The following is a 26,254-nucleotide window of genomic DNA, read 5'->3' on the forward strand; positions in this document are numbered from 1 at the left end:
GCGGCTTCTGGGGACAGGGCCACACTCAAAATCAATCAATCCCGAGGGGCTCTGACAAAGGGCGTCCGAGAGGCCCGGACGCCCTTTCCTTTGACTGTCTCAGTCTGCCGGACTGTCTGAAGGCCCGGTTGCTGCGCGCGGTTTGCGGCGGGCTGCGGGTTTGCGCGCAGAGGCCTTCTGGGGCGGCTTGGCGGCAGATGCGGCAACTTCCACCGGCTTATCCGGTCCCTTGGCCCCCTTGCGTGCAGACGCGTCCGTTTTTTCCGGCGCCGCGACCATGTCCTTTGCCGGGGCCGCCAGCGGATCTTCCGAGACATCTTCAGACACCGGCGGCAAATCCAGGATCTTGTGGAAGTTCTGAAGGGTTTCCAGCGTGTGCGGCGTCATTTCCTCAATGGCGCCGGGAATGTAGCGCACCACCTTTGACGCGAGCTCCCGCTCTTCCCGGGTGCGCAACAGCTTGGGCAGGGTCGCAAGAGCCTGGTCCGGGGCAAATTCCACGATCAGGGTCTGTTCCTGCAGCATGAAGCTGCGCGCATCCGGCGTGAGGGACTTGAACGGCTCGTCCTGGGTCAGCACCCGGGACGACCGCTCCAGACGGTCCCGGCGCACATTGCCCCTGCTTTCGGCCAGAAGGATCAGCATGCGGATCACCGCTTCACAGAACCCGCCTTCCGCAATATGCATCAAGGCTGCCTGCACCGGCGGCAGGCTGCGCAATTCGTCCGTGCGCTTCAGGGTCCGGCCCGGCTGTTTGGTGCGGCCGAACCAGCGCATATAGGGCGAGCCCCAGACCGAATAGAACAGGTTCTCATAAAGCGTGTCGCGCACATCCCGGTAAAGATCGAGTGACTGTTCAAACAGCGCGGCATTGGCCTTTTCGAGTCCCACAAACGGGTTGGCCGCATCTGCCGGTGTACGCTCGCTGCGCACCCGCTCCGCCCAGCCCGGCAAGGCGCCCAGAAAGGGGTTAAGGCTTGACATCATGGCCCGCTGCATCCGCAAGGGATGGGTCTTGCGCCGCAACTCCGCCGACTGTTCCGTCACCCCGGCCTGCACAAAGGGCCGCACACAGACATCATAGAACTCAGCCTGCTGCTCGGACGCCCGCGCCACGGCCGCAAAAGGGATCTCGTCATCCCGGCCATCATCGATTGACTTCAGGTCTTCCATCTTGCGTTCATGGAAGCTGACTGTGAAGGACCGGTCCATGAGGTCGCCCTCATAGTCGTCGATCGACATTTCATAGAGACCCGGCGCCAGCGCTTCAATGGTCTTCAAGGTCGAGGTAACCTCAGTATGCTCCTTCTTGGCAATCTTGGAGGACACGAATATTCCGAGATGGCCGACCTGGTCGTGGACCATATAGATAATCCGCTGCCCGCGGATCGCGATTTCCCGCTCGTCCGCATAGGTGTCGATGATCCAGTTCAGCGCCTGTTGCGGCGGTGTGATGTTGTCGCCCCAGCTGGCAAACACGATGATCGGAGCGCGGATCTGCTTGATGTCCACATTGCGCCCCGGCTCCAGCTGCGCCTCGTTCTTGGCCAGCCGGTTACCGACAAAGAGCTGTTCGACAATCCATTTCATTTCCGCTTCGTTCAGCAGGAAATAGCCGCCCCACCAGCGTTCGAATTCCAGAAATCGCTTCGGCTCCGTGTCGACCTTGGCGTAAAGGTCGTAATATTTGCCGAAATAATTGCGCGAGGGGTTGAGCATCTCAAAATTCTGGACGATGTCGGCGCCGTCAAAAATCCCGTGGCCAAGATCCGAATAGAACATGGCATTGTAGGTGCCGCCCAGAACACCGCCATTATAACGCATCGGGTTTTCGCCGACCCGGCCCGCCCAGGTGGACACTGGCGCGCCGTTGAGAATGACCGGCCCGGTCAGATCCGGGTTGGAGGCTGCCAGCAGCAAGGTCGCCCAGCCCCCCTGGCAATTGCCGGTTACCACAGGGTTCGGGGCGTCCGGATGCAGCTCCATCACCTTGCGCACAAAAGCGGCTTCCGCATGCGTGACATCGGCCAGGGTCTGGCCTTTTTCCGGCATACGTTTGAAGGCGACAAAATAGACCGGATGTCCATCCTTCAGCGCAACGCCCACCTGGCTGTCCGGCTTGAAACCGCCAATCCCGGCTCCATGGCCAGCACGCGGGTCAATGATGATGTAAGGCCGTTTCCATGGCTTGGGCTCCCGGTGCACACCATCCGTCGGCTGTTTGATCTTCAAGAGCATGTAGCAGCAGGGACGCGGCAGGTCGGCCCCGTCCAGCACCACGTCATAGTCGTAGATGAGTACCGGCGGGCAGCCCGCCTCTTCGTGCTCCAGGAAGATATCGCCGCGATGGCGCAGCGTGTCCATGGTCAGGACCATGCGCTGTGCAGCGTCCTTCCAGTAGCTTTCAAAAGCACTGTAAAGACCGCCGCCCTTCTGGGCCTGTGTCAGGTCCTCAAGCGCCTTGCCATAATCGGCAACGCTTTTTTGCCAGCGGGCCTTGTGGGTTTCAGTTATCCCGGTCAGGTGCTTGGTCAGCCCCTTGCCCATGAGATCGGCCATGTTGGACACTTCCGTCGCCTGGGCCTGAAGGGCGGTAAAGCGTTCCGACGGCGACCAGGCCGTGGCATCATTCAGCGAGGCGAGAAACGCGTTCTGGCCCTTTTCAAGCGCGTCAAAAATGTCCTTCATCAGGACCTCCTATCCAACAATGCTGTAGCCACCATCAATAAAGTGAACGCCGCCGGTGACGTTGAACGCTTCCCGGCTGGCCAGAAAGGCCGCATAGGCGCCGACATCGTCAATCGTGGCAAGCTGGTGCGTGGGAGCCCGCTCGGAGGCGTCGTTCAACAAGGCGTCAAATTCGGCAATACCCGATGCGGCCCGGGTCTTGAGCGGCCCCGGAGACAGGGCATGGACAGAAATGCCCCTGGCCCCCATCTCCGTCGCCGCGTAGCGGGTGGCCGCTTCCAGCGCGGCCTTGACTGGCCCCATCACCCCGTAGTGATCGACGACTTTCTGCGCGCCCATGAAGGAGACGGTCATGCAGGTGCCGCCTTCCGGCATCAGCGGTTCAGCCCGTTTGATCAGGCGCAGAAAGGAATGAACGGAAATGTCCATGGCCAGCGCGAACCCGTCCGCCGAACAGTCGACAACCCGGCCCTGCAGATCCTCTTTCTTTGAAAAGGCGATGGAATGCAAAACCGTGTCCAGCCGGCCCCACCGTTCGGAAATTTCGGAAAACAGCGCGTCCTGCTGGGCGCTGTCACGCACATCCAGCGGCGCGATGATCTCCGCCCCCAGCTCTTCGGCCAGAGGGCGCACATACGGCTCAGCCTTGGCGTTCAGATAGGTGATGGCCAGTTCGGCCCCCTGCTGCCGGAACGCCTTTGCACACCCATAGGCAATGGACTGGTCGTTGGCGACCCCCACCACAAGGGCCTTGTACCCCGTCAAATCAAACATCTTGCTGTCAGCTCCCTGGCGCTGAGACAGAGCCTCCATGGAGGTTGCATATCGGAGGGAGACCGCCCGCCCACAAGAAGCTGCGGCAGCTCGAACCTTCATTGCAGTGCAGCATAAATGTTGTGACGTTAAAATGACTTTTCAAGAAAGTAGGTGGTCTTGCGGACCCGGAACCGGCACCCTTCCCCTCAAAATCCGAGAAGCGCCCCGGAAACCGGGGCGCTTCTCGCTGCTGCCAGATGAGACTGCGGGATCTTCCCGGCCGTTTGTGACTGCGCGCCTACTAAAGTCAGACAGCGAGCCCACAATAGGCTGTCCGGCTTTTAAGACGCCCCGCTCAGCGTCACCGGTCAGGAATGGCTGTGCGAGCAGACCCCAGGTCCATCGGCAGGCTCAAGCACCCCGGAAACCGGGGCGCTTTTGGTAAAGAGAGGCCAGTGAGCCTCTTCAGGCTGCCAGATCGAACCGGTCCGCATCCATGACCTTCGTCCAGGCCGCTACGAAGTCCTTGACGAACTTCTCTTTGTTGTCGTCCTGGGCATAGACTTCCGCATAGGCGCGCAGGATGGAGTTGGAGCCGAAGACCAGATCCGCACTGGTGGCGGTCCATTTCAGCGTGCCCAGCTGACGGTCGCGGATCTCATAGGTACCATCCGCTTTCGGCAGCCAGGTGTTGGCCATGTCCGTCAGATTGACGAAGAAGTCCGTGGTCAACGCCCCTTCCCGGTCGGTGAAGACACCATGCTTGCTGCCGCCATGATTGGTGCCCAGAACACGCAGGCCGCCGGCAAGAACGGTCATTTCCTGCGCGGTCAGGCCAAGCAGCTGGGCCCGGTCGAGCATCATTTCTTCCGCACTGACCGCATAGGCTTCCTTCTGCCAGTTGCGGAACCCGTCCGCCAGCGGCTCCAGAACGTCGAAGGAAGCTGCGTCGGTCTGGTCGGCCGTCGCGTCTCCCCGGCCCGCGGTGAACGGCACGGCGACATCGAACCCGGCCGCCTTGATGGACAATTCCAGGCCGATCCCGCCCGCCAGAACGATCACATCGGCAACCGAGGCACCGGTTTCAGCGGCAATCGGCTCCAGTTTGGCCAGAACGGCCGCCAGACGGGTGGGCTCGTTGCCTTCCCAGTCCTTCTGCGGCGCAAGGCGGATACGGGCGCCATTGGCCCCGCCGCGCTTGTCGGAGCCCCGGAAGGTGCGGGCGCTGTCCCAGGCGGTGGCGATCAGATCGGCAGCCGCCAAACCGCTGTCAACGATCTTGGCTTTCACAGCATCCACATCATAGGACGTGCTGCCAGCGGGAACCGGATCCTGCCAGATCAGGTCTTCCGCCGGAACGTCCGGGCCAAGATAGTTGGCCTTCGGCCCCATGTCGCGGTGGGTCAGCTTGAACCAGGCCCGGGCGAACGTGTCGCGGAAATAGGCTTCATCGGCGATGAATTTCTGGCAGATCGCGTTGTAGACCGGGTCCACTTTCATGGCCATGTCCGCATCGGTCATCAGCGGGTCATGGCGCACCGACGGGTCGGTGGCGTCCACCGGTTTTTCATTGTCCGGCATATCGACCGGTTTCCACTGCCAGGCCCCGGCCGGGGACTTGGTCAGTTCCCATTCATAGTTGAACAGGTAGTCGAAATAGCCCATGTCGAATTTGGTCGGCTCTTTGGTCCAGGCCCCTTCGATGCCGGACGTGAAGGCGTTGGTCGCCTTGCCGTCCTGACCCGGGTTGGACCAGCCAAGACCCTGGGCTTCCACGCCGGTTGCTTCAGGCTCGACGCCGATCTCGTTGACCGCGCCACGGCCATGGGCCTTGCCGACCGTATGGCCGCCGCAGGTCAGCGCTGCGGTTTCCTCGTCATTCATGGCCATACGGGCAAAGGTTTCCCGGATGTGATTGGCCGTCTTGGCCGGGTCCGGGTTGCCATTGACCCCTTCCGGGTTGACATAGATCAAGCCCATGTGAACGGCTGCCAGCGGGTTTTCCAGGGTCGCCGCGTCTTCCAGATTCTCATAGCGGTTTTCGGATGGGGCCAGCCATTCCTGTTCCGAGCCCCAGTAGACATCGGTTTCCGGGCCCCAGATGTCTTCGCGGCCAAAGCCGAAGCCGAAGGTTTTAAAGCCCATGGTCTCATAGGCCATGTTGCCAGCCAGGATGATCAGGTCCGCCCAGGACAGGGCGTTGCCGTATTTCTTCTTCACCGGCCACAGCAGACGGCGGGCCTTGTCGAGGCTGGCATTGTCCGGCCAGGAATTGAGCGGTGCAAAGCGGATGTTGCCGGACCCGGCGCCACCGCGGCCATCCTGCATGCGGTAGGACCCGGCGGAGTGCCAGGCCAGGCGGATCATCAGGCCGCCATAATGGCCCCAGTCCGCCGGCCACCAGTCCTGGCTGTCGGTCATCAGCGCCCGGACATCGGCCTTGACGGCTTCATGGTCCAGCCCCTTGACCGCGTCCCGGAAGTTGAAATCCGGATCCATCGGATTGGTGCGCGCACCATGCTGGTGCAGAATGTCGAGATTGAGAGCATTGGGCCACCATTTCGTGACCGGCTTTTCCATTGACGTGTTGCCGCCATGCATGACCGGGCAGCCGCCCGTGCGTTCCACCTTAGCGTCCATTTTCCTCTCCAATTCACTTCCTGGTGCAGAGCACCTGTCTCAATAACCCTGCCCCCTTGCGGCCTGTTGGCAGCACGGCCGCCTCTTGCCTGAAGATGGGGCGGACGGGCCGGATTTACGACAGTTGGCGGGGTACAAATTCAAATCTTTGGTGAAGCTGACAGGAGCGTCCGGTCCCGGGACCTGAAATCCTCGGGACCGGACCGCTCTTGTCTCTTCAAGATGGAAGCTAACAGAGGGCCTTCATCAGAAGAAGTTGTATTTACTGATAGTTGTGATAGTTTTTTCTTATGATAAACATCACTCTCAAACAACTCCGGTATTTCGAGGCCCTGGCCCGGCACGGGCATTTTGGCAAAGCGGCCGAGGCCTGCGCAATTTCCCAGCCGGCGCTGTCAATGCAGATCAAGGAACTGGAGGATGTGCTCGGCGCCGCGCTGATCGAACGCGGCCCCCGCCAGGTTCGCCTCACCCATTTCGGTGAAGTGGCCGTGGAGCGGGCCCGCAAGATGCTGCGGGCGGCAGAAGAGCTCGGTGATCTGGCCCGCGCCTCGCGGGACCGGCTGGTCGGCCGCCTGCGGATTGGGGTCATCCCGACCATTGCGCCCTATCTTCTGCCCAAGGTGATCGGGGCCTTGAGCGCGCAGCACCCGGAACTGGACATGCATGTGCGCGAAACCGTGACCCCGAAACTGATCCGGGAACTGCAGGACGGCCAACTGGACACGGCCATTGTCGCCCTGCCTGTCTCTGAAGCGTCCCTGACTGAGATTCCGCTGTTTCAGGAAACCTTCATGCTGGTGCGCCCGGCCGGTGACGCGAATGCCCCCATGCCCAGCGCCGACACCTTGCGGGAAATGCGCCTGCTGCTTCTGGAAGAAGGCCATTGTTTCCGCGACCAGGCCCTGTCCTTCTGCCACCTGCCCTCAGGCCCGCCCCGGGAGGTTCTGGATGCCAGTTCGCTCTCAACCCTTGTACAGATGGTCGGGGCCGGGATGGGCGTCACACTGATCCCGGAAATGGCCGTAGATGTGGAAACACGCTCCGCGCCCGTCGCCGTCACCCGCTTCCACGGTCCCGAGCCCACCCGCACCGTCGGCATGGTCTGGCGCCGCTCCAGCCCGCTCGCGGGACAACTGGGCGAGATTGCCGAGATTGTGCGGGGGTCGGCGCAAGCCCCACAAACCCGCTAAGATGATCCCGTTGACTTTCGAAAGGTCACAAACCCCATCACCGCCATCGCCCCGGCGAGGCCCAACAGCACAGGTCTTGCGTCATCGCCAGCAGCAAAGACGGCCACGAGCAGGCCCGCGAGGGGCTGTGACAGGTTGTTCAGGCAGATGATGACACCAGTGGTCTTGCCGAAATCGTCCGCCGGAATGATCTCCTTGCGTAAGGTACGCACATAGATGTTGAACATCTTGTCGAAGCCTGCAATCAGCAAAAATCCGGCCGCATAAAGCAGCGGATGCCCGCCTGCCCCGGTGAAGAGCGCGCCAAGGCAGATCAACCCATAGGCGGTGCGCCCCAGCACCGGCAGGCTCAAGGACACATGGGCCGTCAGGGTGAGCACGGCCAGCGTTACCACTGCGCCACCCACTTGCAGCCAGGCATAGGTCTGTTCGCTCTGGGCAAAAAAGCCGGTCACCATGGCTGCCGCTGTTGCCAGCGTTGCCCCAATGATCAAATTGACCCCTGCGGCCTGCAGGATCGCACGGGTGAGGCCGGGCAGACGCCAAACCAGGGCCAGGGCGGTTTTGAGATCCGCCAAAGGGTGGGCATGATCCCTTTGCGGCGCCGCGCTCAGGCGGTTCTGGCCCGGCCAGAGAAAAAAAGCGCCATCAGCCAGCAAAAACAGACCGGTCGCCACCAGAACGACCGCTTCCCAGGGCCAGACCGCCATCAGATAGGCGGCTGTCAGCGGGCCAAGCACCACCCCCATCTGGGAGGCCAGCTGGCTGTAGCTGGCAACTTTTTCAAACCGCTGATCGGAAAATGCCCGCACCAGCACCATTTCCAGGGCCAGCAGCCCCTGGGTTGTCAGAATGCCCACCAGCGCCGACAGCCCGATCAGCCACCACACCCCGCCAAAGACCACCTGACCCGAAATCCCGGCCACGCAGACAAAGGCACGCAGCAGACGGCTGATCCGCAACAGCGTGACCGGATGGAACCGGTCACAAAGAATACCAGCCAAGGGAAAGGTCAGGTAACGCGGCAGGGTCTCGAAGAAAAAGGCCAGCCCTGACCAGGCGACGTTGCCGGTGATCTGGAAGATGACCAGAGGTACCAGAAACAAGAGAATCTGATCGGCCAGGACCGTCAGAAACATGGACGCGAAAAACGCGCGGTCGCGAATGAGCATGGGGGCTTTCAAAAGAGCTGGTCAGGAAGCCCCTGTCTGGTAGCACCTGCCCGAAAGGACGGCAAGGCAACTGACTTTGCCTGAATGCCCCTTTCGCGCGCGGCCCCTCCTCTCCGACCAGCGCCCGGGCCGATGGCAGGGTGCGCCGCCTTTTAAGGATGTCACACCGCTTACCTTTCCGGTCTGGCTGATCACCCAGCGGGGGCTATACACCAGCCGCCGGATCAGAAGGTCGTCCAACCATCTGGCCGAATAGGTGCTGTCCCGCAAACCCGGATCCGGCCTCAAAATTGTGTCCTTTCCGGCAAAGGGCACCGTACCATCAGTCGGTGTCAGGGCGTGTGCAGGCTGTTCCACGCCGCATAGAGTGTGGAATGGAGCAGCGCGTGCCGTTCGCCAAACCGCACCGCCACCAGATCTTTCTCCGGCATCATGTAAACAATCTGTCCGCCTTGCCCCATCATGTAGGCAAAGCGCCCCTGAAGGGCCTCCCCCTCCCGGTCCAGTCTATCGTGGCGCAGATGCAGCCGGTAGGCGCCCTGGGCGACGTCTGTCTCCGTCAAACTGTTCCCGAAAAAGGCCCCCCACAAGGGATCGGGCAGAAACGGAGCCTCCGTGGTCCCGTTTTTCATCAGGAACCGGCCAACCCGGGCCCAGTCGCGCGCTGTGGCGTAAAGGCAGCAATAGGCCGTGACAGCGGCGGTTTCCCGGTGACGCAGCCAGAAGGCATCGGCAGCGCCGGACGGCTGCCAGATCTTGCGCGAGAGCAGGCTGGACAAGTGCTCGCCGTAGATGTCGCTCAGGAGATGCCCGAGCAGGGCCGTGTTCACGTTCTGATAGGAAAACCGCCCTGCCCGGTCCGGCTTCACGCACAGGCGGCTGGCCACGGCCTCGATGCCCTCGCCGTGGAGCCTTGCCAGGTTGCCAAAGGGATTGACGCTCGAAATTTGCTCGATCTTATCGGAACTGTCTGCTTCAAAAGCCAGCCCGCTGCGCATGTCCAAAAGGTCCCGCAGCGGCACATGATCGAGGCTTGCCGGCCCGAAGGCCGGCAGATAGGCGCCAAGCGGGTCGTCTAGGCTCTTGATCCGCCCCTCGGCCACCGCTTTGAGAACCAGCGCCCCAACAAGGCTCTTGACCAGGGAAAAGGAATTGAGCCTGGTTCCGGGTCCAAGGCCGTCCGCATAGGTTTCGAGCACGGTCCGCCCGCCCTCATTGACGAGCAGCGCGCGGCTTTGCGCGCTGTCAAACAGGTCCCGGGCCGTTCGGTTCAGCGGCTTCAAGACCGGGGCCTGCGCCGTATCCCCGTGACTGCCCTGAACCGTGTCAAAGCCGCCAAGCGCGGGCCAGACAGCGCGTGGATAGCCCGCAGACAAAAGACCCCATAGCCCCGTTGCATAGGAGGCCACCGCACCGGTGGAAAAAACGGAGAACACGATCAGGGACAGTTTCAAGAAGCGCATGCCGGACACTTTTGAAGTTGGAACTGGACGCTCCAAGACAACAGGACAATCATGGCTGCAGCGGGAGGGAATTCAGCAGATTTCGTGCAAAGACACAGCAAAGAGACGGGGCAACCGGACTTGCGTCAAGACCAAGACCGTCCGCACAACGCTGAGTGCTGAACGCCTGCGTCTCATCCCAGCATCCAGTTGAGAACCAGGCGCCAGTCGGTCATGCGGATCGGCGTGCCGTGCGTACCCGTGTCGAACAGAGTGAACTTGATTGGGTAGTTCGGCGCGCGCGATTTGATCTGTTTGAAGAAATTGGCCTGGCTTTCCCAGTTATAGACCCGGTCCAGCGTGCCCTGGCCCATATAGATGGGCACGTTGCGGGACAGCGCCCCGGAGGAAAACAGGTTCGGATCTTTTGGAGATCCCAGCAGCATGATGCCGCTCAGGAGCTTTGAATAGGTTTCACTGCGCAGCAGGCCCCAGCAGATAATACCGCCCATTGAGCCGCAGGCCACCACCACCCGGGCTCCCGGGGACACCTGTTTCTGAGACTGGATCAGGGCCGCGACATCCGCCGTGCCACGCCGGTCAAAGCTGGTAATGTCCACGGTCAGATAGGCCCCGCCATTGCGGACCATCAGGTTCTGGATTCGGTTGAAATTGCCACCGAAGGAGACATCATTCATGCCCTGGAAGCGGTTGCCTCCCTGGCCATGAACATAGATCACAATGGTTCTTGCCCCGCCTTTCCACTTGCCAGTGCCCATATATTTGATGGTCCGGCCATTGGCCTGAAGCTTCGCGCTGCCGCGGCCGCGTTTGGGCTTGTAGGACACGTAGTTGCCGAAGACCTTGCGTTCGTCCACCTCGTCCCGGTCCCTGAGGTCCCGTTGCTTGGAATATTCCACGACGATGAAATCACCGTCATAGAGGGTTTCGCTCACGGTCTTGTAGCGGAACAGCCGGTCCTTGTAAGGTTTCAGCGCCTCGGCCTGCGCGGCGCCGGACCCAGCCACCGGAATCGCGCTCGGGACGGCGAGCCCCGCCGCCAGAACGATTCCCCCGAGACGCCGGGCCAGCCGGAATGACATCGATCTGTGCAGCATGGCACCCTTTCCGTTACGATAGCAGGTGATCGGTTCAGCCTGTCTTTAAAGGACCGGTGAAAAATGTCATCCCCATGGCATTTTTGACACAGAAACGCCAATCTGTTGAACCATTTTCAACACTTTCCAGCCTAACCTATGCTTGGCGCTTGGTTAGTTCAATCGAACGCTGCCTGAGGGCTGCGGCTCCCCTTCCGCGCTGCTCCCCTCGACCAAAGACGCGTCCAGCCCCTTCTCCCCGCGCTGCGCAATCCGCACAAGATCTTCATTTGCAAGCACAAATCCGCTCCCTTTTTGAAGAGATCGCCAGAACTACCTAGAAATCTGCGGGTTTTATCCACATTCGGTTTGCCACCCTGAATAACTTTCTTGCAAATTGCGACTTTAAGAAATTGGTAACCATAAAATTCCAAGACTGCCGTTCAGACAGATCCGACAGAGGTCTCTTTGCAAGACAATGCTCGGCAAGTTCAGGAGAACCCAGATGCCAGTCATTTCCTTTGCCAATGCAAAAGGTGGCGCCGGTAAGACCACCGCCGCCCTGCTGCTGGCGACAGAAGTCGCCGCCCGGGGAAAACGCGTGACCATTTTCGATGCGGATCCGCAAAAATGGATCTCCAAATGGTTCGAGCTGCCGGTGCAATGCCCAGGCATCTCGGTTGTCAGTGAAATGTCGCCTGCCTCCATTGCCGAACAGATCACGCATGCGGCGGAATTCTCCGACTATGTGATCGTGGATCTTGAGGGAACGGAGAACCTCGTGGTGGCCAACGCGCTGTCCGTCTCCGATCTTGTGGTCATCCCGATTCAGGGCTCTTCCATGGATGCCAGGGGCGGCGCCAAAATCCTGACCCTGATCAAGAAGCTGGAAAAGATTGTCCGCCAGGACATTAAGCACTGTGTGGTGCTGACACGCACCAATGCGGCGGTCACCACACGGGCGATGAAAGCGGTGCAGGATTTCCTGTCGGCGCAGAATATCGACGTCCTGATGACCCCGATTGTCGAGCGGGCCGCCTTCCGGGACCTGTTCGAATTTGGAGGAGGCCTCGCCAATCTGAACGCAGGCCAGGTGTCAGGGATGGAAAAGGCCCGTGAAAACGCGGCGCTTTATGCCGCTGAGATCCTGGAGCGAGCCATCAAGGTACCGAAAAAACGCTGGTACAACGTCTTCAAACGCGCCAGTTGACGCGCTCCGTCTTCTCATGAGGAAAGCCGGGCACTGCCCGGCTTTTGCCTATTTAGCTCTGGTCTTCCCCGCCCGCCGCAGTATTGTGGCGCAAAAGACATTGCTGCCGTTCCGGTCGGCCGTCTCCCGGGGAAGAGACCATGATTTCTGTTCAAATCCAGACCCTCGCGGCCACCGCTGCCTGCCTGCTGCTGGCCGGATGTTTCGGCGAAGACGGCGGCGTCGCCCTGGGCACGCTGGAACGGGATCGGGTTGCGCTGACCGCGACCGCCAACGAGGTGCTGATCGATCTACCCGTTAGCGAGGGCAGTTTCGTTCAAAAGGGCACGGTTCTGGCCCGGCTCAATCCGGCTGAACAGCAGGCCATCGTCAATCAGGCCCAGGCGGAGGTGCAGAAAGCCAAAGCCAATCTGGAAAAACTGGAAAATGGCGCCCGCGCGGAAGACATTGCCAAGGCCCGGGCCTCTGTCGCCGGGGCCAAGGCAGAGCTGCTGGATGCCGAAGCCTCCTTCAAGCGCTACAATGACCTGACCAGACGCGGCACCACCAGCCAGGCTCAGCTTGACAGCGCCGTTGCGGGCAGGGATGCGGCAGCTGCCAGCCTGAAAAGCGCACAAGAAGAGCTGCGGGAACTGGAGACTGGTACACGGCCGGAGGATCTGGCTATCGCCCGGGCCGAACTGGCAGCAGCCGAGGCCAGCCTGGCCACCCAGGAAACCATCCTCTCGGACCTGACCATCACCGCCTCGCGCGACGGGGTTCTGGACAGCCTGCCTTGGAACCTCGGGGAGCGGGTAACGGCCGGCAGTCCGGTCGCCGTCATGCTGGCCGGAGATGCGCCCTATGCCCGGGTCTATGTGCCTGAACCCTACCGGGTGCAGATCAAGGAAGGCGACAGTCTTCAGGTAAGGATTGACGGGCTGGACGCCCTGGTGGATGGCAAGGTGCGCTGGATCAGTTCCGATCCCTCCTTCACCCCCTATTACGCACTCAACCAGTCCGAACGGGCCCGGCTGATGTATGTGGCGGAAATCCAGCTGCCGGAAAGCGCGGCCTCCCTGCCTAACGGAGTTCCTGCCCAGGTCCTCCTGCCGTGAGCGCGCCGCCCTCAGAAATCGTCGTCAAGGCCCAGGGGCTGGTCAAATCCTTCAAGGGCTTCCGGGCGGTCGATGGCCTGGACCTGACCATTGAAAAGGGCATGATCTATGGATTTCTGGGGCCCAATGGCTGCGGCAAGACCACGGCCATGCGCATGCTCACGGGTCTTTTGACCCCGACAGAAGGCTCTGTGGAAGTGCTCGGGCTTGCCATACCGAAGGATGCGGAAGCCCTGAAATACCGGATCGGCTACATGACCCAGACCTTCTCGCTCTATGGCGATTTGACGGTGCTGGAAAATCTCAGCTTCATGGCAACAATCTATGGCCTGTCCCCGCACAAGCGGAAGGCCCGCATTGCCGAGGTGCTGGACCGTTACGCCCTGACGGAGCTAAAGGACCGCTTCGCCGGCAAGATGAGTGGAGGCCAGCGGCAGCGCCTGGCGCTTGCCACAGCCGTCCTGCACGAACCGCAACTGCTGTTTCTGGACGAGCCAACCTCGGCTGTGGACCCGGAATCGCGCCGGCATTTCTGGGAACAGCTCTTTGATCTGGTGGAAGGCGGTACCTCCATCATCGTCACCACCCATTTCATGGACGAGGCGGAGCGCTGCCACAAGATCGCGATCCTGGAAGCGGGTCAGAAACGCGCCGACGGGGCGCCCAAGGAGCTGATGGCCGCAATGGGCGCCAATGTGGTGGAAATCGGGGGGCCAAACCTCAGGGACATCCGCCGCCGCTTGCTGGGCACCGAGGAGATTGTCGCCGCCGCACAACTGGGCGCGCGGCTGCGCGTTCTGGTCAAGGATACGATTCCCGATCCGCAAGCCTTCTTGCGCGCCCGGCCAGAGACCGGCGGTGCCAGCCTGATTGAACAGGTGCGGCCCAATCTGGAAGATGTGTTTGTCACGGCCACGGGGGAAGGACGGCAATGATGGCCCTGTCCCGTATTCACGCCGTTTTCATGAAGGAACTGTCCCAGTTGCGCCGGGACCGGATGACCTTCGGCATGGTGCTCATGATCCCGCTGATCCAGCTGGTTTTGTTCGGCTATGCCATCAACACCAATCTCCGGGACATTCCGGTTGCGGTGGTCGACCAGAGTCAGACGGGCCTCAGCCGCATCCTGATCCAGATGGTGCAAGCCACCCGGGTCGTGGACGTGACCGAACATCTGGCCAGCCCTGAAGATGCGGAAGCGGCCATCAAGGCGGCCCGGGTGCGGGCGGCATTCATTCTGCCGAAGGATCTGTCCCAGCGGGTGGCCCGCTCTTCCGCGATCGGCCTCGGCACCCCGGCCTCCACCGACATGGAAACCAGCCGCCCGGTCGCCCAATGGATCGTCGACGGTTCAGACACGATGATTGCTGGCGCGATCAAGGGCCTGCGCAATATGCCGCTGAGCGAATTGACGAAGCAGGCGCCCAACAGGTCGACGCCAACCTTCGAGGTCGCCCTGTTCTTTAACCCGGAGCAGCGCACGGCCGTGAATATCGTGCCCGGGCTGGTGGGTATCATCCTCACCATGACCATGGTGATGTTCACCTCCGCTGCCATCGTGCGCGAGCGCGAGCGCGGCAATATGGAGATGCTGATCAACACCCCCATCCGCCCGATAGAGCTGATGATCGGCAAGATCATTCCCTATATTTTCATCGGCCTCCTCCAGATGCTGATCATTCTGGGGCTCGGCCATATTCTGTTCAGCGTGCCTTTCGGCACCCAGCTGCCAGCCCTTTTTGCCGGGACGCTGCTCTTTATCGGCGCCAGCCTGTCCCTCGGACTGGTTCTGTCGACGATCGCGCAAAGCCAGCTTCAGGCCACGCAGATGACCATCTTCGTGCTGCTGCCCTCCATCCTGCTGTCCGGCTTCATCTTCCCCTATGAAGGCATGCCGCTGGCCGCCCAGTATATCGCGGAAATTTTTCCAGCAACCCATTTCATGCGCATGATCCGGGGCTTTGTGCTGCGTGATGCCGGGCTGCTTGACCTCCATCGCGACGTGCTCTGGATGCTGGGCTTTTTTATTGTCGGCCTGAGCATCGCCGCCTTGCGGTTCAAGAAGCGGCTGGACTGACAGAGACTGGGGCGGGCGTTCTTGGGCTGCTTTACCTTGCCTTGGGGTCGGCAACCTGTTTGGGCTGCGGCCCAGTGTCCACACGCGGGTTTGCGGTCCTGAGCACCGGCGTTTGTTCGGAGACATTCTCCCGGCTTTCCCGCCAGACCACGAACATGCCAGACCCGATGATGACGCAGGACCCGAGCGCAACATAAAGGTCCGGAATCTCGCCGAAAAAGAGCGCACCGAAGAGGCTTGCCCAGAGAATCTGGCTGTATTGCATCGGGGCGACAAAGGCGGCGGGCGCGGACCGGTACGCCCCCAGAATGCACAGCTGCGCCAGAACCGACATAAACCCAACCACCGCCATCAGCCCCAGATCCGGCAGCGAAACCGGCACATAGACCACCGGCAGGGTCATGGACATGACCATCATGGACAACAGCAGGGGATAGAGGATCAGAACCGCCGGGCGTTCCTTGCCGCCCAGCTTGCGCGCCAGAATCGACGCCAGGGCGCTGGCCGAGGCGGCCGTCAGCCCGGCAATATGGCCCGCTGTCAGCTCGGTCACCCCCGGACGCAAGACAATGAGAACGCCGACGAGCCCGGCAATCACTGCACCCCATCTCTGCATCCTGACCGTCTCGCCCAGCAGCGGCACGGACAGGGCCGTCACCAGCAGCGGTGTAGCAAACAGCAGTGAATAGACCTCGGCAAGCGGCAGCATGGTGAAGGCGTAAAAGGCGCAGGACATGGCCGTGATCGTCATCGCCGAGCGCAACAGCACCAGAAACGGATGGCGCGGCCGGAAATTGTCCACCGCCTTGTCCGCCAGCATGATCATCGACATGGGCACAAAGGCAAACAGCATGGAAAAAAAGATGATCTGAAAGACCTGATAGGTCTCCCCGAGCGCCTTGATCAGGGCGTCATGGCTGGAAAAGACCGCAAAGGCGCCAAGAGCGGCCAGAAGGCCCTTGAAAGTGGATGTCATGCCCGGCGCCCCCGATCCGGCGAAGCCAAGGCTCACCGCCGCTTGTCCCGTCCCTGATACGGCCCGGCTTTCACGGCAGATCCGGACGAACCGGATACTTTCAAAAAACAGGCCTGATCCGTTGTTAGCAGAAAGACGGGCGGGGCCAAAGGGGCTGCGGCGGGCGGCCTCTACCCTCCCCCAAGCAATCTCTCTTGCTGGATACCGATCTGACAGCGCCAGGCATTAGAATGGCAGAAACGGGTTTCCCCTTGGGCCGTTGTCTGAGAACGAACCGGGTTGAAAGCCGGGTCAGACGAAAACCCGGGCCAGGGTTGCCACAGCCAGGGCCGTTGCCGCCCGTTTGGGGCCGTCAAACTGGCCGGCCCCCTGACCGGGAACCTCCAGATGAACCCGGTTCAGATCGGAAGCGTCCAAATGGTCCAGATCCGCAGCCTTGGCGGCTTCCTCTGCCGACCATCGAATGTCATCCAGCATGCGCACAAGCTTGTGCCAGATATGCAGCGGCGGCGCCTCGCTGGTGCTGCACCAGCGAGCAATTTCATCCCTGGAAACGTCAAGAGCCACAGCTGCCTCTTCGTCAGAAAGGTCGACATATCGCAGCACGTCACTGAAATTGCTCATATTATTTCCCCGAGCGCATATTGCTCCACACTCCTCTTGAGCCATATTGCGCTGCAATATGGCAAATTCCAGTCCTTGACTCGAATTTGGTTAAATACTGCACCGGCAAAGGAAATGGCGCAGATGCTGTCCGCGTGATTCCCGGCGGGGCTCTCGGCAATTCTTGCATGCTTGCGTGATAGAGAACCGCGATCAGACTCCGCTGATCCGTCAATTAACTGAAATCGCACGACAAAACCGATATCGGTGGAAAACAGATGTCCGCCCAATTGTGCGGTTCCGTTAATGATAAGTTTATTTCACGACATGAATTGACCACTTTTTTGCCGCCGGACCTCTTCAATGAAGTTTAAGGGAAAGTCCTTTATTGCGATCGTACTGTCACCTGAACCGCCTTTTGATGCGTGGTTCAAGGAGATCGACCGGATTCTGTCCCGGTCTCCCGGTTTCTTTATCGACCGTCCGATTATTCTTGATGTGCGCGGCAGCAACATTCCGATCGAGGATCTGGAAGAACTTCTGGACGGATTGGGCGAGCGCTCCATCCGCGTCATGGGCATTGACGGGGTTTCCGGCACACGCCTGAAGAAAGGCATGCCCCCGAGCTTTGGGGGCGGCCGCCTGACCTCCGACGTGGAAGTGCCTGAGCCCGCTGCGTCCGCCGAATCGGCTAAGGCTCCGGCCTCCGAGGCGCCTGCGCGCACCGACAAGGCCGCCAATGCGGAGGACATGCCCATGTCGGAGACCAAAAACGGTCGGAAATCAGGGGAGATGAACGGGGCATCCCAAAATGGCCATTCTTTTGCCAAACCTGTCAAAGATGACCAAACGTCAATTGTAATCAATGAGCCGGTTCGCTCAGGCCAGAGCATCATGCACCCGGACGGGGATGTGACGGTGATCGGATCGGTCAGTTCGGGGGCGGAGATCATCGCCGGTGGCTCCATCCATGTCTACGGCGCCCTGCGCGGCCGGGCGCTGGCAGGTGTGGCCGGCCAGGACGATGCCAGAATTTTCTGCACCAAGCTGGATGCGGAACTGGTCTCCATCAACGGTCTCTACAAGGTCGCCGACGACTTCGACGGCACATTGCGCAACGCGCCGGCACAAATCCGGTTCGAAAACGAAACGCTTGTGTTTGAAGAACTGAATTAACCAAGGGTCCGCCCCAAGAACTGGGGCCGGAGCCAAATACAAAATGGGACGAACACCATGAGCAACGCCACTGTCGTTGTGGTCACGTCTGGCAAAGGAGGTGTGGGCAAAACAACCACCACCGCCGCTATTGCCTCGGCGCTGGCCAAAGAAGGGTATCAGGTCTGCGCAATCGATTTCGACGTCGGGCTACGCAATCTTGATCTGATCATGGGCGCCGAGCGCCGGGTTGTGTTCGACCTTGTCAATGTGGTGCGCGGCGAAGCGTCCATCAAACAGGCCCTTGTGCGCGACAAGAAGCTGAACAACCTCTACCTTCTGCCCGCGTCCCAGACCCGGGACAAGGACGCCCTGACCGAAGAAGGCGTCGCCAGCGTGATCAGCGAACTGCGCATGTATTTCGACTGGATCATCTGCGACAGTCCTGCCGGGATCGAACGCGGCGCCACGCTGGCCATGCGCCATGCGGATGAGGCGATCATCGTGTCCAATCCGGAAGTCTCTTCCGTGCGTGACTGTGACCGGATCATCGGTCTTCTGGATGCCAAGACCAAGGTTGCCGAAGACGGCGGCCGGATGCCCAAGCATCTGATGATCACCCGCTATGACCTGGATCGGGCCAAGACTGGCGACATGTTGGCCACTGACGATGTGGTGGACATTCTCTCCGTTCCGCTGATCGGTGTCGTTCCGGAAAGCAAGGACGTTTTGAAAGCCTCCAACGTGGGCTTGCCGGTGACCCTGTCCGACGAGAACTCTGCCCCGGCCAAGGCCTATACGGAAGCCACACGGCGGCTTCTGGGGGAAAACATCCCCGTAACCATCCCTGAGGAGAAGAAGGGGCTTCTGGGCAAGCTCTTCAAAGGGAGGGCTGCATGAACATCATGAGCCTCTTTGGCAAAAGAGGCGAAACTGCCTCTGTTGCCAAGAACCGGCTGCAAATTCTTCTGGCGCATGAACGGGCCGATGACGGCACCGACGCTGTCCTGATTTCGAGCCTGCGCGAAGACATTCTGGCGGTTGTCGCTAAGCGGGTGGAAATCGATCCGGATTCGGTCCGTCTGGAAATGGACCGCACGGGCGATGTCACCACACTGGGCATTGATATAGAGCTGCCGGCCGCCAAGGCGTCCTGAGCTCCAAGCCCCCCTGAAAACAGTCCATGAACCGGCCTATGGGCCGGTTCGTTCTGCTCGGAGGCCCGCTCGTCCAGCGCCCTGATGGCGTGCTCAGGATGAGTCTGCGGCAAAAATGCTGTCCTGTTCAAGAAAGTCTCCAGAATAGACAGAAACCTGGCCCCGCCCCTGCCGTTTTGCCGCATAAAGCGCCATATCCGCCTGCCGGAGCAGCTGCGTCGGATTGGGAGAAAAGGCCACGCCGACACTGGCTCCAAGTTCGAGCGGAACCCCTCTCAAGGTCACATCCCGATTGAGCTGCTCAAGGATGGCCCGCGCAGAGGCCAGAATCCGGTCTTTACCGGCGTCCCCGAAAATCACAATGAATTCGTCTCCACCAAGGCGCAGGACCGTGTCCGCCTCCCGGGCCAGGGCTGACAGGCACTTGCCGACATAGCGCAGAACCTCATCCCCGATCTCATGTCCATGGGTGTCGTTGATGCCCTTGAAACGGTCGAGATCCAGAAAAAGCAGCGCGTGGCCTGCTGGAGGCACCGGGGCCTGATCCAGCTCTTCCAGCTTTTCATCCAGATACCGCCGGTTGCCCAGCCCGGTTAACGGATCCTGGCGCACCTGCTCTGCAAGCATCTCGCGAGTCTGTTCCGCCTGAAACTTGGCTTCCGCAAGCGCCTTGACCAGGTCGGCGGCGCTGCGGAAAAACATGCGCGCAGTCAGATACATACAGCCATAGACAATCAGAACCCCTACACCGAGAAGCGGCAGCAGGCGCTGGCCCGGCAGCGCGGGCGACCAGATAAAATATCTCGTCTTGCCATCGCCCAAGGGGCCAACCCTGAGCCCGGCCTGCTGCGGCCCCGGAGAGGCAGTGGACAGATGCAACCCCGGCAGCTGATACTTCCGGGCGATTTCGTTCAAAAACCTGTCCCCAACGGTCTGCCCAAAGACAAGAACATGGTCTGTCACTTCAGAAACGCCGTCCCGTGTCTCCGACATGACAACAGCGCTCACCAGATGCAAAGACGGGAGAGTGCCGATCAGGCCACTTACCGGTGCGGGCGGTTCTCTTGGGCGCGCAACGCGCGCCCGGGCAATCAGATCCTTGATCTGCGGTCCGTAGCGGTCCTCCAGAACGCTCACTGCCGCCTTGCCGTCTACGAGATTGACCATTGGATGGTTCGCGCCGGTCAGCACATGGATCGCGTCGACCTGAAAATCATACTGGTTGGCATCGGACAAGGCGGTATCTGCCCAGTCCATATCCGCGGCGGCGGCGAGGTCCACAACCGCGCCGCTCAACTGGGCATGGTTTTTCGCCAGCTGTTCAAGACGCTCGGTCCGGTCACGCAGAACGGACCGGAAGATCTGCTCGGATGTGCGGATGATGCTCTGATCCAGAAACCAGGCAAGCAACATGACCACCGCCAGCAGGCTGAACCCGCCGATCGCGACAGTCGCCCAGAAGGGCCGCGACAATTTCCGGACTTCGGCGGCCCGCTCTTCAGCGCTGGCCCTGTGAGGCACACTCACGTCATCGTCCTTACGTCTGGCGGCCCCGGACGCAGAGCCCAACCTGTTTCTGATTGCCTTCATGTTTCTCCGAACACGCGACAGAGACAGCCCTATCGTAGAGGAGAAAAAAGTGAATTCAACGTACAAAGGTCAGCAATAAGAGAGAGTTACAAGAAAATTTGATAAATTAAGTTGCGGTATCGGCTCGTTGCAATCAGTTCCCACCGGAAAATTCAGAAATTTATCATCGTCAGTTCTTGCGATACCTCCATCGTGCAACTGCTCTTCCAAGAGAAAATCGATTTTCAGCGGTTTTTCCTGTCACTGCCCGTCACCAGGGCGTTCAACGCCAAAGAAAAACGGCAGACTGCAGTTGAACTGAAACGCGCATGCCCTCAGCCCCGGACAGAGGTGGCTTGGCGGCAGGCACGCCGGACAGATGCCTTGTCCGGCGCATCGTCACCTTGCGTTCGCAGGAGAGCGAGCAAGGCGGCTCACGCCTCGTAGACGATCTCCCGCGTCTCGCGGAAGGTCACATCGGGGAATTTTTCGGTGATGTGACCGATTTCCCAGGCGTTCTTGAACAAGAACACCGGCTTGTCGTCCCGGTCATTGGCAACCGACATGCGGTGGCCTTCGATGATCGTCTGCAGGGTCTGGCTGTCGGTCTCAATCCAGCGGGCGGTGGTATAGGGCACGGCCTCAAAACCGATTTCCGTGCCATATTCCGCTTTCAGACGGTCCACAACCACATCCAGCTGCAGGGCGCCGACCACGCCGACAATCCAGTTGGAACCCAGATCCGGCTTGAAGATCTGAACCAAGCCTTCTTCAGCCAGATCCTGCAGGCCCTGGCGCATCTGCTTGACCCGCATCGTATCGGACAGGCGCACCCGGCGCAGGATTTCCGGGGCAAAGGCTGGCAGGCCAGTGACGTGAATGTTCTCGCCCTCGGTCAACGTGTCGCCCACGCGCAACTGGCCGTGGTTGGGCACGCCGATCACATCGCCCGGATAGGCGAGATCGGCAATCTCACGCTCTTCGGCAAAGAAAAAGATCGGCGCGGACACCGCGATCTGTTTGCCAGCACGCACATGTTTCAGCTTCATGCCCCGCTTGAACGTGCCTGAACACAGGCGCACAAAAGCAATCCTGTCCCGGTGCTTGGGGTCCATATTGGCCTGAACCTTGAAGACAAAGCCGGTGACCTTGTCTTCCTGGGGCATGATAGTGCGCCCGCCGGTGGCCGGCTGGGAATGGGGCGGCGGGGCAAAGGCGGCGATGAAATCAAGCACTTCCTCAATGCCGTAATCTCTGAGGGCCGAGCCGAAAAAGACCGGTGTCAAATGACCTTCCAGAAAGCTGTCCCGGTCGAATTCCGCATAGCCTTCCGCGCCAAGCTCCACATTCTCAGTCAGCTCTTCCATGATCCGGTCGAAGACCGTACCGGTCAGCATTTCATCCTCAAGACCCGACACGTCCTTGGTCTCGGCATAGGCTCCGCCCCGCTCGCCCTCGGAAGTATGGAATTTCTTCTGCTGCCAGTCATACACCCCAAAGAAATCGGAGCCCATGCCCACAGGCCAAGTCTGCGGCGAGACATCCAGCGCCAGTGCTTCCTGCACTTCATCCAGGATTTCCAGGGCGTGGCGCCCTTCCCGGTCGATCTTGTTGACGAAGGTGATGATCGGAATGTCGCGCAGGCGGCAGACTTCAAAAAGCTTGCGGGTCTGGGTCTCGATGCCCTTGGCCGCGTCAATCACCATGATTGCCGCATCCACGGCGGTGAGCGTGCGGTAGGTGTCTTCGGAAAAGTCCTCATGGCCCGGCGTGTCGAGCAGATTGTAGATGATGCCCTTGCGCTCGAAAGTCATGACAGAGGACGAAACGGAAATGCCGCGTTCCTGCTCGATCTTCATCCAGTCGGAGCGGGCCCGGCGGCGCTCGCCGCGCGCGCGCACTTGCCCGGCCGTGCGGATCGCGCCCCCCGAAAGGAGCAGCTTTTCCGTCAAGGTTGTCTTACCGGCATCCGGGTGGGAAATGATCGCGAAGGTGCGCCGGACCTGATAGGGCGCCGCGCCGTTTGGGCCTGCCATGGGTGTCTCCTGATCCGTTGTTCCGGCGGGCCTGCGCACTCTCGGCGGTTGAAACCGGTGCGCAGCAGCACTCTTGAGGGCCGGATGGATTGATGTTTCGTTGGCGCAAGGTCATAGAGAGAAACCGGCTGAATTTCCAGCATAGAATCTCCGCCCTCGCCCCGGGCCGGATCCGGATGGGCCCATAACCATAGGAGAGCGTCTTGAGCCGCACCGCCTGCCTCCTCACCGGCCTCCTCATGATCGCCGCAACCGCTGCCCTGCTTCTGGCCATGGGCCGTATCCCGGTCTGCTCCTGCGGCTATGTGCTGTTCTGGACACCCGCAGACGATCTGGCCGGGTCCTCCCAGCACATTGCCGACTGGTACACCTTCTCCCATATCATTCACGGCTTTCTTTTTTACGGCCTGTTCTGGCTGGTGCTCCGCCACCGCTTCGTGGGCGAGCGGGCGCTTGGGGCGATCCTGCTCGAAGCGGCCTGGGAAATCGTTGAAAACAGCCCCTGGATCATCGACCGCTACCGGGAGGCCACCATTGCCGCCACCTATACCGGCGACAGCGTGCTCAATTCGGTATTCGACATTATATGGATGCTGGCCGGGTTCTTCTTTGCATGGCGCGTGCCAGTCTGGCTCACGGTCCTGACCGCCATTGCTTTCGAACTTCTGGCCCTCTGGGTCATCCGGGACAATCTGACGCTGAATGTGCTGATGCTGGTCTATCCGCTTGAGGCGGTCAAAACCTGGCAGGGCGGATGACCCATCTGCGCCTGTTTTTCATCCGGCCCGGCAGCCCATTCCGGGCCGCCGGAGGCAAAAATGGGTCCGGGATCTTTTTCGGGACGTGGTTTCGAGGTATCGATGTAATCGATTACAGTCTTGTAAACCCCCGGACAACGCGGGGGGCATATGGAGGAGTATTATGGGGAACACCGCACAAGAGAGCCAGCAGACCCGCCCGATCCGCCTTGGTATGGTCGGCGGCGGCAAGGATGCTTTTATCGGCGCGGTCCACAGGATCGCAGCCCGGCTGGATGGACGCTACGAGCTGGTGGCAGGCGCCCTGTCCTCCACCCCGGAAAAGGCCCTGGAATCGGGCCGTGCCCTTGGCCTGAGGGAAGATCGCATCTACGCCTCTTTTGCAGACATGGCCAAGCGCGAGGCAAGGTTGAAGGACGGGATTGAGGCGGTGGCCATTGTCACGCCGAACCATGTGCACTATCCGGCCGCGCGGGAATTTCTGAAACGCGGCATTCATGTCATCTGCGACAAGCCCCTGACCTCCACCCTGCCCGATGCCAAAAAGCTGGCCAAGGCAGCGGAAAGCTCCAGCGCGCTTTTTTTCCTCACCCACAATTACACCGGCTATCCCATGGTCCGGCAGGCGCGCGAAATGGTGCAAAACGGTGATCTCGGCACCCTCCGGGTCGTTCAGGTGGAATATCCGCAAGACTGGCTGACCATCGCGCAAAGCAACAAGCAGGCTGAATGGCGCACCGACCCGGCCCGCTCCGGCGCAGGCGGCTCGACCGGGGACATCGGCTCACATGCCTATAATCTGGCCTGTTTCATCACCGGCCAATCCGCCGAGAGCCTTGCCGCCGATCTGCAATCCTTCGTGCCGGGCCGTCAGGTGGATGACAATGCCCATGTCATGCTGCGCTTTGCCAGCGGAGCCCGTGGGATGCTCTGGTGTTCCCAGGTCGCGCCCGGCAACGAGAACAATCTCAAGATCCGGGTCTATGGGGACAAGGGCGGCCTGGAGTGGCACCAGGAGCACCCGAACCATCTATATGTCACGCCGTTCGGCGAGCCGAAGCGCATCGTGACAAGGGGGGGCGCCGGCATGCTGGAGAGTGTCGCGGGGGCCACCCGCATCCCACCGGGCCATCCGGAAGGTTATCTTGAGGGCTTTGCCAATCTATACAAGGACGCGGCCGATGCCATCCGGGCCCATCAGACCGGCAAAAAGATCCCCCATCTCGTGCCGGATATTTCAGACGGGCTCGCCGGTATGCGCTTCATCGACGCCTGCGTCCGGTCCTCGGCAAAGAATGCTGCCTGGGTGAAACTGGAAAACTAGGAAACCGGGTCTGCCGGGCGCTCCGGCACCCCATGTTTTTACACCTGAGAAGACGCCGGGGCGGGCGTAAAACCGGCCCGGTAGACCGCGTTTCGGATCCTGCCCGCAGCCCGCGAAGACGGCAAAAGACCTATTCGCAGAACATCTTTGATACCGTTTTCCTCATTTTTATCAGAAGGTTGCATTACCTCCTCCGACTAGGGACACAAACCCGCTTTACAAAAGTAATAAAGTAATACTTAATAATTTCCGTGAGGATAAAATACCTTGTGGAGGAGACTATGAAACTCAAGGCAATGCTTGTTGCCGGAGCGATGGCGCTTGTTCCGGCAAGCGCCCTGGCCGGCGACCTGACCATCGGTTTTTCTCAGATCGGATCTGAGTCCGGCTGGAGGGCTGCGGAAACAACGGTGACCAAACAGGAAGCTGAAAAACGCGGCATCACACTGAAATTCGCAGATGCCCAGCAAAAGCAGGAAAACCAGATCAAGGCCATCCGCTCGTTCATCGCGCAAGGCGTGGACGCGATCCTAATGGCGCCGGTTGTGGCAACCGGGTGGGACGAGGTTCTGGAAGAAGCCAAGGATGCGGAAATCCCGGTCATTCTGCTGGACCGGACCGTCGATGCCTCTGACGATCTTTACATGACGGCAGTGACATCGGATCTGGTGCATGAAGGCCGGGTCGCCGGAAAGTGGCTGGCCGAGGAAGTGGCCGGACAACAATGCGACATTGTCGAACTTCAGGGCACCACCGGGTCATCTCCGGCGATTGACCGGAAGAAAGGCTTTGAGGAGGGCATTGCCGGGAATGACAATCTGAAGATTGTCCGCAGCCAGACCGGCGACTTCACCCGCAGCCAGGGCAAGGTTGTCATGGAAAGCTTCCTCAAAGCGCTTGGCGGCGAGAACATCTGTGCCCTTTATGCCCACAATGATGACATGGCCGTTGGCGCCATTCAGGCCATCAAGGAAGCCGGTCTGAAACCGGGACAGGACATCAAGATCGTCTCGATCGATTCCGTGCCGGACATTCACCTGGCCATGGCCAATGGCGAAGCCAATGCCACCATCGAGCTGACGCCGAACATGGCGGGCCCGGCGCTGGATGCCCTCGAAGCCTATCTGGCGGACGGCACCGTACCACCGAAGTGGATTCAGACCGAGTCCAAGCTCTACACACTCAAGGATGACAACAAGGCCATCTACGAGATGAAAAAAGATCTCGGATACTGATCCGGGATTGCGCGTGCCGGGCAGGCCTCCCGCCCGGCACGCACCTCTGGCGTGCCAGACCAAAAGCAA

Annotated in this window: 21 protein-coding genes; 11 read left to right on the plus strand and 10 right to left on the minus strand. The window is 60.5% G+C overall.

Annotated features, from left to right (window positions below; translation table 11 throughout):
* Positions 1 to 99 precede the first annotated feature (99 nt).
* The 3 genes from ACXAIC_RS17590 to katG form a co-directional block, all read right to left on the minus strand.
* Positions 100 to 2,688: a DUF3141 domain-containing protein gene (locus ACXAIC_RS17590; protein WP_475182946.1), complete on the minus strand. Its 2,589-nt coding sequence runs from the start codon at positions 2,686 to 2,688 to the stop codon at positions 100 to 102.
* Positions 2,689 to 2,697: 9 nt separating this feature from the next.
* Positions 2,698 to 3,462 carry an enoyl-ACP reductase FabI gene (gene fabI / locus ACXAIC_RS17595; RefSeq protein ID WP_475182950.1) on the minus strand — a complete coding sequence of 255 codons (765 nt, stop codon included), beginning with the start codon at positions 3,460 to 3,462 and terminating at the stop codon, positions 2,698 to 2,700.
* A 447-nt stretch (positions 3,463 to 3,909) separates the two neighbouring features.
* Positions 3,910 to 6,084 (minus strand): catalase/peroxidase HPI, encoded by a 2,175-nt coding sequence (katG, locus tag ACXAIC_RS17600; RefSeq protein ID WP_475182954.1) that lies wholly within the window; start codon positions 6,082 to 6,084, stop codon positions 3,910 to 3,912.
* A 290-nt stretch (positions 6,085 to 6,374) separates the two neighbouring features.
* Here katG and ACXAIC_RS17605 point away from each other — a divergent pair, with 290 nt between their 5' ends.
* Positions 6,375 to 7,277 carry a LysR substrate-binding domain-containing protein gene (locus ACXAIC_RS17605; protein WP_475182958.1) on the plus strand — a complete coding sequence of 301 codons (903 nt, stop codon included), beginning with the start codon at positions 6,375 to 6,377 and terminating at the stop codon, positions 7,275 to 7,277.
* Here ACXAIC_RS17605 and ACXAIC_RS17610 read toward each other — a convergent pair.
* From ACXAIC_RS17610 to ACXAIC_RS17620, 3 genes are all read right to left on the minus strand, one after another.
* A complete protein-coding gene (locus tag ACXAIC_RS17610) occupies positions 7,274 to 8,449 on the minus strand; it encodes an MFS transporter (RefSeq protein WP_475182962.1) in 1,176 nt (391 codons plus the stop codon). The two genes, ACXAIC_RS17605 and ACXAIC_RS17610, sit on opposite strands and share 4 nt — an antisense overlap.
* Positions 8,450 to 8,781: 332 nt before the next feature.
* Positions 8,782 to 9,912 (minus strand): serine hydrolase domain-containing protein, encoded by a 1,131-nt coding sequence (locus ACXAIC_RS17615; protein ID WP_475182966.1) that lies wholly within the window; start codon positions 9,910 to 9,912, stop codon positions 8,782 to 8,784.
* 173 nt (positions 9,913 to 10,085) lie between these two features.
* Positions 10,086 to 11,009, minus strand: a complete 924-nt coding sequence (locus tag ACXAIC_RS17620) for an alpha/beta hydrolase (RefSeq protein ID WP_475182970.1) — start codon at positions 11,007 to 11,009, stop codon at positions 10,086 to 10,088.
* Between the two features lie 484 nt (positions 11,010 to 11,493).
* Here ACXAIC_RS17620 and ACXAIC_RS17625 point away from each other — a divergent pair, with 484 nt between their 5' ends.
* The 4 genes from ACXAIC_RS17625 to ACXAIC_RS17640 all read left to right on the plus strand — a co-directional run bounded on the left by ACXAIC_RS17625 (position 11,494) and on the right by ACXAIC_RS17640 (position 15,372).
* A complete protein-coding gene (locus ACXAIC_RS17625; protein ID WP_475182973.1) occupies positions 11,494 to 12,198 on the plus strand; it encodes an AAA family ATPase in 705 nt (234 codons plus the stop codon).
* 140 nt (positions 12,199 to 12,338) lie between these two features.
* Positions 12,339 to 13,295: an HlyD family secretion protein gene (locus ACXAIC_RS17630; RefSeq protein WP_475182977.1), complete on the plus strand. Its 957-nt coding sequence runs from the start codon at positions 12,339 to 12,341 to the stop codon at positions 13,293 to 13,295.
* Complete coding sequence (locus tag ACXAIC_RS17635) at positions 13,292 to 14,230, plus strand: ABC transporter ATP-binding protein (RefSeq protein ID WP_475182981.1); 939 nt, start codon at positions 13,292 to 13,294, stop codon at positions 14,228 to 14,230. Before ACXAIC_RS17630 ends, ACXAIC_RS17635 begins: the two co-directional genes overlap by 4 nt.
* Positions 14,230 to 15,372, plus strand: coding sequence for an ABC transporter permease (locus ACXAIC_RS17640; protein WP_475182983.1), 1,143 nt, complete (start codon positions 14,230 to 14,232; stop codon positions 15,370 to 15,372). The genes ACXAIC_RS17635 and ACXAIC_RS17640 overlap by 1 nt, the downstream gene beginning before the upstream one ends.
* A 31-nt stretch (positions 15,373 to 15,403) precedes the next feature.
* Here ACXAIC_RS17640 and ACXAIC_RS17645 read toward each other — a convergent pair whose 3' ends face one another.
* Positions 15,404 to 16,384 (minus strand): DMT family transporter, encoded by a 981-nt coding sequence (locus ACXAIC_RS17645; RefSeq protein ID WP_475182987.1) that lies wholly within the window; start codon positions 16,382 to 16,384, stop codon positions 15,404 to 15,406.
* A 255-nt stretch (positions 16,385 to 16,639) separates the two neighbouring features.
* Positions 16,640 to 16,972: a hypothetical protein gene (locus tag ACXAIC_RS17650; protein WP_475182989.1), complete on the minus strand. Its 333-nt coding sequence runs from the start codon at positions 16,970 to 16,972 to the stop codon at positions 16,640 to 16,642.
* 342 nt (positions 16,973 to 17,314) lie between these two features.
* Between ACXAIC_RS17650 and minC the strand changes: the two genes are divergently transcribed.
* Genes minC through minE form a run of 3 tightly spaced genes read left to right on the plus strand, consistent with a single transcriptional unit; the run spans position 17,315 to position 19,263 of the window.
* Positions 17,315 to 18,127, plus strand: coding sequence for a septum site-determining protein MinC (gene minC / locus ACXAIC_RS17655; RefSeq protein ID WP_475182993.1), 813 nt, complete (start codon positions 17,315 to 17,317; stop codon positions 18,125 to 18,127).
* Between the two features lie 57 nt (positions 18,128 to 18,184).
* Positions 18,185 to 19,006: a septum site-determining protein MinD gene (gene minD, locus ACXAIC_RS17660; RefSeq protein WP_475182997.1), complete on the plus strand. Its 822-nt coding sequence runs from the start codon at positions 18,185 to 18,187 to the stop codon at positions 19,004 to 19,006.
* A complete protein-coding gene (gene minE / locus ACXAIC_RS17665) occupies positions 19,003 to 19,263 on the plus strand; it encodes a cell division topological specificity factor MinE (RefSeq protein ID WP_475183002.1) in 261 nt (86 codons plus the stop codon). Before minD ends, minE begins: the two co-directional genes overlap by 4 nt.
* Positions 19,264 to 19,356: 93 nt before the next feature.
* Here minE and ACXAIC_RS17670 read toward each other — a convergent pair whose 3' ends face one another.
* Entirely contained in the window at positions 19,357 to 20,790 is a 1,434-nt protein-coding gene (locus tag ACXAIC_RS17670; protein ID WP_475183006.1) for a GGDEF domain-containing protein, read from the minus strand.
* 476 nt (positions 20,791 to 21,266) lie between these two features.
* A complete protein-coding gene (locus ACXAIC_RS17675) occupies positions 21,267 to 22,868 on the minus strand; it encodes a peptide chain release factor 3 (RefSeq protein ID WP_475183010.1) in 1,602 nt (533 codons plus the stop codon).
* Positions 22,869 to 23,071: 203 nt separating this feature from the next.
* Here ACXAIC_RS17675 and ACXAIC_RS17680 point away from each other — a divergent pair, with 203 nt between their 5' ends.
* From ACXAIC_RS17680 to ytfQ, 3 genes are all read left to right on the plus strand, one after another.
* Positions 23,072 to 23,626 carry a DUF2585 domain-containing protein gene (locus ACXAIC_RS17680; RefSeq protein ID WP_475183014.1) on the plus strand — a complete coding sequence of 185 codons (555 nt, stop codon included), beginning with the start codon at positions 23,072 to 23,074 and terminating at the stop codon, positions 23,624 to 23,626.
* A 163-nt stretch (positions 23,627 to 23,789) separates the two neighbouring features.
* Positions 23,790 to 24,950 carry a Gfo/Idh/MocA family protein gene (locus ACXAIC_RS17685; RefSeq protein WP_475183020.1) on the plus strand — a complete coding sequence of 387 codons (1,161 nt, stop codon included), beginning with the start codon at positions 23,790 to 23,792 and terminating at the stop codon, positions 24,948 to 24,950.
* 281 nt (positions 24,951 to 25,231) lie between these two features.
* On the plus strand, positions 25,232 to 26,185 hold the full coding sequence (gene ytfQ / locus ACXAIC_RS17690; protein ID WP_475183025.1) for a galactofuranose ABC transporter, galactofuranose-binding protein YtfQ: 954 nt from the start codon (positions 25,232 to 25,234) through the stop codon (positions 26,183 to 26,185).
* Positions 26,186 to 26,254: the final 69 nt, after the last annotated feature.

Source organism: Roseibium sp. AWQ4_254, from assembly GCF_056161025.1.